Origin of the sequence: Rhizobium giardinii bv. giardinii H152 (assembly GCF_000379605.1) — a bacterium.
Classification (GTDB): Bacteria; Pseudomonadota; Alphaproteobacteria; order Rhizobiales; family Rhizobiaceae; genus Pararhizobium; species Pararhizobium giardinii.
This window is the reverse complement of sequence record NZ_KB902605.1, coordinates 1-1,309: the sequence shown is the minus strand read 5'-3', so window position 1 is coordinate 1,309 and position 1,309 is coordinate 1. Positions and strand designations below refer to the sequence as shown.

At 54.2% G+C, this 1,309-nt stretch carries 1 protein-coding gene; it reads right to left on the bottom strand.

The window, feature by feature from the left end:
- Window positions 1-824, bottom strand: an 824-nt coding sequence (locus A3AY_RS0109920) for an ABC transporter substrate-binding protein (RefSeq protein ID WP_018325527.1), incomplete at its 3' end; no start/stop codon positions are given.
- Window positions 825-1,309 lie beyond the last annotated feature (485 nt).

The following is a 1,309-nucleotide window of genomic DNA, read 5'->3' as shown; positions in this document are numbered from 1 at the left end:
GGAATGACCCAGTAGTCGGTTGTCAGCTTGGCCTGGTTCCGATTGATCTCAATTGGGCTGCCCTCATCGATAAGGGAAAGCGCCCGACCGTCGTAGGACTGCACAACGTCTGCAACGTTGTCCCGCATAATCTGGAGGATCTCCGATCCACCCGTCCACCACTTGCGAATGTGCGGCTTGATCTTATCGAGGCTCGAGAAGACTCGGTCAATGTCCAGCGGATATAGTTTATCCAAAGGAACCCCGTCGGCCAGCAGGGCCTCTTCCCAAGGACCAGTTCCATATTCCCCGGAAAAGAGGGACCGGACGCCAGGAAATTTCTCCACGTCCCAGAACTCGGCCCACGACGTCGGTCGCGGTTTCCCTGCGGGGAATTTCTTAGTATTCCACACCATGTTGTAAGAATACACGTAGGAGGCAAAGCCGTTCGGTTGTTTCGCATAATCAGCGATTGCGTCCAAGTCGTCCTTTTTCCAACCGGAATAATCAACCGCCTCAAGATACCCTTTTGCGCTTAGCGGGTGAACGTGCGTTTGGCCCAAATTAACGATATCGGCTGAAACGTTCTTAGTATCCACCATCATCGCGATCTGCGTCGATGTGAAATCCGCCAACACAGGTGTGACTTTGACGCCAGTCTCCTCTTCGAAAGGCTTTACATACGCCTTCATCACCGCGTCGCCCCAATTGCCGCCGCTCATGTTGACTGTCAGTTCGCCAGTGGACGCGGCCCGCGCGCGACCGGTTACGGAGGACAACGCTCCCACCGCGATGACGGATGATGTCGCCTGCATGAAGCGCCTGCGATCTATTAGAAAGCTCATTTTCGTTCTCCCTCTGTTGCTCCCTTGCTCATTGATGCAAGCGGATTCCAATTGCCGAAGGCATAAGCGCCGCTACACGAGATCACGCCCCTGACAGCCCGTCCGCAGGAAACCCGCGCCTGCCTCGTGCCATCGGCTGTGGTGCGTAGTAGCGGCCGGATCCTTCCCATTTCGACAACCGGCGCGGTGAGCACCCGGCGGTCTGTTCCCAAACGTTGAGCGTCCCATTTCTTGCTGAATGGGCGCTTTATCAATGCCTAACGCAATACGACGGTAATTGCAACAAATGTTTTAAGTCCGATAATATGAGTCAAGCGTATTATTGATCGGTATCACCAGGACGTGTAACTGGCTTCAGTTTGTCCCCGGCTTGACGGGCTGATTGGTGCTGGCTTCGCGCAAAAAATTGGAGTGGGGAAGATCGGCGAGAAGATCCATTCGTATGCGAGATAAACAGTCGCAGAGGCCATCTGAATGGAATTACT